Origin of the sequence: Dankookia rubra (genome assembly GCF_004355005.1) — a bacterium.
In the GTDB taxonomy this organism is placed as follows: domain Bacteria; phylum Pseudomonadota; class Alphaproteobacteria; order Acetobacterales; family Acetobacteraceae; genus Paracraurococcus; species Paracraurococcus ruber_A.
In genome coordinates this window covers 1-4,412 of record NZ_SMSJ01000189.1, presented here as the reverse complement: position 1 = coordinate 4,412, position 4,412 = coordinate 1, and the positions used below count along the sequence as shown (strand labels likewise).

Here is a 4,412-nt window from a genome sequence, read left to right as displayed (position 1 = left end):
AGACGGGGCGGCAGAGGGACGCGATCGGCGCATAGTCGGCCGGTGCCAGGCCGGTCGCGGCCCAGCCCGGCGGGACGGCCTGCGGCAGCGCCCCGGCCGCGGCCGGCCAGAGCCGGGCGCCGAGCCCGGCGATGGCCTCGAGGTCGTTGGTCGAGAGCGGCGCGCAGGCGGCGGCGATCGCTGCGCCCTCCGCCCCCAGCGCCGCCTGCACCGCGCCGGCCAGGGCCCTCAGCGCGCTGCGCGGCACCGCGGCGGCGCCGCGCGACCAGCGGGACGGCGCCAGGATGGCGCCGTCGAGCGGCAGGAAGAGCAGCCGCGGCAGGCCGAGCGGCCGCGGCAGGCCGAGTGCCCGCAGCCGCGGACGCACCGGGTCCAGCACCCGGTCGATCTCGCCGCGGTCTGGCAGCGCATCCAGCATCGCCACCAGCCGGGCCAGCGCGGCATCGTCCGCCACGGCGGCGGCCTGGCCGAGCTGGCGGAGCTCGCGCGCCGCCCCGCTCATGCGCCCCGTCCTGTCATCGGCCCGGCCTCGTCATGCGCAGTGCGCCCGCAGGCCCTCGTTGCGGGCGGTCAGCTCCAGCATGCGGCCGCTCACCCAGTCCTGGTTCGGCTGCACCGTCCGCCGCCATTGCCGCAGGCCGGAGCGATGCGCCTCCATCGTCCCGGCGGCGTCGAAGCCCATCCAGTCGCCGACCTCGGCCGGGATCATCGGCACCAGCGACGCCATGTCGAGCAGCGCGGCGCCGCGCTGGCTTTCCCCGGCGGCGCGCCAGAGGCCGCAGATCAGCTCCCAGCCATCCAGCAGCCATTCCGGCCGGGCGGCCAGCGCCGAGATCGCCTCCGGCGCCAGGCGCCAGCGCTGCACCATGGTCCAGAGGTCGCCGAGCTGGTCTTGCAGCGCCTTCAGCGCGAGGCGGAAGCAGCGATGCGTCAGCATGGCACCGTCCGAGAGCAGGCGGATGCAGCTCCGCTCGGCCGGGCCGGCCAGCTCGGCCCAGCGGCCCAGGTCCTGGATCATCCCGGTGATCTCCGCGGCGAGCTGCGGCAGCCGCGCCCGGGTCGGGTCGCCCGGCAGGCCGCAGGGCTCGACCACCTCGGCCAGTTCGGCCAGCGCCTCGAAGGCCGAGGCGGGGCTGAGGCTGCCATCGGTGCGGCGGGCGACCAGCACCGCCCGGGCCCGCTGTTCCAGCGCCGTCAGGTCGCCGGGCCGCAGCGTCCCGGCCCGGCCATCCGGGTCGCCCTGGCGGACGAGCTCCAGCAGCAGGTGGTAATGGGTATAGGTGCAGGCGTCGCGGGTGGCCTTCTCGGCCTCCGCCGCCGCGCGGGCGGCGGCGCGGCCGGCCAGGCCTTCCGCCGCCACCGCCCGGGTCGCCTGGCGAACGGTGCGCGGCGTCAGGATCGCCAGCTCCGCGACCCGGCCCCAGAGCGCGCGGTCGTGCAGCGTCGGGGTGCAGACATCCGGCATGCCCGACCAGGGCAGGATATAGACCCCTTCCGCCCCCGCCGGATTGGCCAGGACCAGCTCCGGCGACTTGCGCTCCCCCGGGCGGATGCGGCCGCCGAGCAGGGCGGGCGTGGTGAAGGGCAGCATCACCCCGCGCTCGAGGAAGGTGCCGGGCTGGTATTTCCCGGCATCGTAGCGGGCGAGCCAGGGAAGGGTGTCGGGCGCGGCCATGGCGCCAGACTGCACCCGGCGGATGAATAAAGCGTTCCGGCCGCCCGGTGCCCCTGAACCCTTGGGCCCCTGCGTCGGCCTATTCGACCTTCAGCGCGGCGCGCAGCTCGGCATGGGTCTCGGGGTCCGAGAGCGCGGCGAGCCGGCCGGCCGCCACCCGGGCATAGCGCTGCAGCAGCGCCTTGCGCCGGGCCGGGGCCAGCGGATGCGCCGGGGCCTCGCGCAGCAGGGCGGTTTCCCGCCCCTCGGCCACCACCAGACCGGCATCCCCGGGCAGCAGGTCCTGCGGGAAGTCGAGGTCGACGGCGAAGTAGAGCCGGTCGCAGAACTCCCGGTAATCCGGCCACTTGCCATCCGAGAGATAGTCCCGGGCGCAGGATTTCACCTCGATGATGGCGAAGTCGCCGCCCGGCAGCAGGGCCAGGATGTCGGCCCGGCGGCCATTGGGCAGCGGCATCTCCGGCACCGGCACCCAGCCGCGCAGGGCGCAGAAGAGGGTGGCGGCACGGCAGATCGCCATGGTGCGGTCGGCCGCTGCGACCGGCACGCCACGGGCGACCGAATTTATCATTTAAAACTACTCCGTGCATGCCGTGGCCCCTGTTCTTTCTTCAGGGAACCTGTCAATTGTCGCAAGCCGTACATTCCCGGACATGATTGCAACACGCTTCTCCGTCGCTCTCCATATCTTGCTCCTCATCGCCGACGATTCAGACGGCGATTCCACCAGTGCGCGGCTGGCCTGGAGCATTGGAACCAATCCTGTGGTGGTGCGCCGCATCGCCGGTCAGTTGTCTCGGGCGGGGCTCATCTCCGTCCAGCGCGGACCGGGTGGCGCCTCGCTCTCCCGCCCCGCCGCGCAGATCACCCTGCGCGACGTCTGGCGGGCGATCCACCCCGAGAAGGAGAAATTGCTCGGCATCCACAAGAAGACCAACCTCGAATGCGCCGTCGGACGCGTGGTGCCGGAGCTGCTGCAGCGGCGCTTCGACCAGGCGGAGGCGGCCCTGATGGCCGATTTCAGCCGGACGACCATCGCCCAGCTCGCCGAAGGACTCGGTGAGCGCGAGCAGCGCGCCGTCGCCGAATAGGCCGGGCGGGCCGCCTGCCCGCCCCGGAGGCCGCCGCACCCCGCCAACCCGGCGCGGGCACCGGCGGTGCCGCGCTCCGGCCCGTGACGGATGGCGTTCCGGCCGGGCGTCGATCCGCCGCGATGCGTGGTCGCCGCGGCAGGTTCGCGCGCCCGGGCCTTCACGCCTGTCCGCGGTCGCCCTCGCCCAGCAGGGCGTCTATCGCCCGCGCCAGCCGGATGTCGCGCGCCGAGAGGCCGCCGGCGTCATGCGTGCTCAGCAGGATCTCCACCCGGTTCCAGACATTGGACCATTCGGGGTGATGGTCCTGCGCCTCGGCCAGCAGCGCCACCCGGGTCATGAAGCCCCAGGCCTCGGAGAAGTCGCGGAAGCGGAATTCGCGGCGGATCGCGTCGCGCCCCTCCGCCGGCCGCCATTGCGGCAGCGCCTCGGCCAGGCCCGCCCGCGCCGCCGCATCCAGTCGCTCCACCATGCCCCACCTCTTCGCGCTTGACGCCGGACCGGGCACGGCCTCCGCTGGCGGCATGCGCCACGGCCCCCCGCCCAGCCTCGAAGACATCCTGGATATGGCGGAGACGGCCCTCTCCGCCATCCCCGCCCCGCTGCGCGACCTGGTGCGCGGCACCGCCATCGTGGTGGAGGAGACGCCGGACGACGAGACGCTGGCGGAGATGGGGATCGACAATCCCTGGGACCTCACCGGCCTTTATCGCGGCGTGCCGCTGACCCAGAAGAGCGTGCTGGACGTGCCGCTCTCGCCCGACACCATCCTGCTGTTCCGCGAGCCGATCCTGCTGGAATGGATCGAGACCGGGGAGGAGCTGTTCCGCCTGGTCCGCAACGTGCTGATCCACGAGATCGGCCACCATTTCGGCCTGTCCGACGCCGATATCGACCGGCTGGAGGGCGAGGAAGGCTGACCCGCAGCGGCGGCGCGCGGCTGGTCCCGCCGCGCCGTCAGCGCAGCGCGGCGGCGAAGCCCTGCGCCGCGACCGCGACACCCATCGCCACCTCGGCCAGCCCGCCCGAGGTGACGCCGGCCACCGCCCAGCGCCCGTCCGGCCCCTGCGCCAGCACCGGCGCGCCGCTGGCGCCATGGGTGCCGGCGCAGTCGTGCAACAGCAGCGTCCCGCCCTGCGCCATGCCGATGGCGTGGCAGCCGGTATCGGCCAGCAGCATCTCCGGCCGGTCCTGCTGGTAGCCGCCGAGCATCAGCGGGGTGCGCGGCGCGGGCGGCATGGCCAGCAGCGGCAGCACCCGGTCCGGGGTGCCGAGCGGTGCGTCCAGCGACAGCAGCGCCCAGTCAGCCCCGCGCGGCCCGCGGCCGTCCGGGCGGTAGCCGGGCGCGACCTCGAAGCCGGTGACCCGGCCGTGGCCCGCAAAACGGCCGCGGTCGTAGGCCAGCAGGAAGTGCAGGCTCTCCGGCCGCACCAGGTTGCCGCTTCGCGGCGCCACCAGGCAATGCGCCGCGGTCAGCACCAGGCGCGGCCCGACCAGCGCGCCGGAGCAGCGCTTGCCGAGGTCCTGCTGCACCCGGCCGAGCGCCCGCCAGGGCGGCTGGCCGAGATCGACCGGCCGGCGCGGGTCGGCGGCGCCGATGCCGGGCAGCCGCGGGCGCTCGGCCGCCGGCTGCGCCGCGGCCAGCC

Annotated in this window: 7 protein-coding genes; 2 read left to right on the top strand and 5 right to left on the bottom strand. The window is 74.6% G+C overall.

What is annotated here, in order from left to right:
- From E2C06_RS38240 to E2C06_RS35465, 3 genes are all read right to left on the bottom strand, one after another.
- Positions 1-502: hypothetical protein (locus tag E2C06_RS38240; RefSeq protein WP_206664840.1), on the bottom strand; the 502-nt coding region annotated here is incomplete at its 3' end.
- Positions 503-532: 30 nt separating this feature from the next.
- Positions 533-1,675 (bottom strand): hypothetical protein, encoded by a 1,143-nt coding sequence (locus E2C06_RS35470; protein ID WP_133293243.1) that lies wholly within the window; start codon positions 1,673-1,675, stop codon positions 533-535.
- Between the two features lie 79 nt (positions 1,676-1,754).
- Positions 1,755-2,246: an MmcB family DNA repair protein gene (locus tag E2C06_RS35465; RefSeq protein ID WP_133293242.1), complete on the bottom strand. Its 492-nt coding sequence runs from the start codon at positions 2,244-2,246 to the stop codon at positions 1,755-1,757.
- Between the two features lie 13 nt (positions 2,247-2,259).
- Here E2C06_RS35465 and E2C06_RS35460 point away from each other — a divergent pair, with 13 nt between their 5' ends.
- Positions 2,260-2,766, top strand: coding sequence for an Rrf2 family transcriptional regulator (locus tag E2C06_RS35460; protein ID WP_133293241.1), 507 nt, complete (start codon positions 2,260-2,262; stop codon positions 2,764-2,766).
- 160 nt (positions 2,767-2,926) lie between these two features.
- On the opposite strand, the gene E2C06_RS35455 is transcribed toward E2C06_RS35460, so the two are convergent.
- The gene (locus E2C06_RS35455; RefSeq protein WP_133293240.1) at positions 2,927-3,238 is read right to left on the bottom strand and encodes a 4a-hydroxytetrahydrobiopterin dehydratase; all 312 of its coding nucleotides are present in this window, start codon (positions 3,236-3,238) and stop codon (positions 2,927-2,929) included.
- A 94-nt stretch (positions 3,239-3,332) separates the two neighbouring features.
- Between E2C06_RS35455 and E2C06_RS35450 the strand changes: the two genes are divergently transcribed.
- On the top strand, positions 3,333-3,686 hold the full coding sequence (locus E2C06_RS35450; protein ID WP_241671617.1) for a metallopeptidase family protein: 354 nt from the start codon (positions 3,333-3,335) through the stop codon (positions 3,684-3,686).
- Between the two features lie 37 nt (positions 3,687-3,723).
- Here the strand turns inward: E2C06_RS35450 and E2C06_RS35445 are convergent.
- A partial coding sequence (locus tag E2C06_RS35445; RefSeq protein ID WP_165982893.1) for a trypsin-like serine peptidase occupies positions 3,724-4,412 on the bottom strand: 689 nt, incomplete at its 5' end.

Bases quoted from the DNA above. Each gene is read 5' to 3' on its own strand.
- E2C06_RS35470 (WP_133293243.1), bottom strand. From the start codon at position 1,675: ATGGCCGCGCCCGACACCCTTCCCTGGCTCGCCCGCTACGATGCCGGG.
- E2C06_RS35465 (WP_133293242.1), bottom strand. From the start codon at position 2,246: ATGATAAATTCGGTCGCCCGTGGCGTGCCGGTCGCAGCGGCCGACCGC.
- E2C06_RS35455 (WP_133293240.1), bottom strand. From the start codon at position 3,238: ATGGTGGAGCGACTGGATGCGGCGGCGCGGGCGGGCCTGGCCGAGGCG.
- E2C06_RS35450 (WP_241671617.1), top strand. From the start codon at position 3,333: ATGGCGGAGACGGCCCTCTCCGCCATCCCCGCCCCGCTGCGCGACCTG.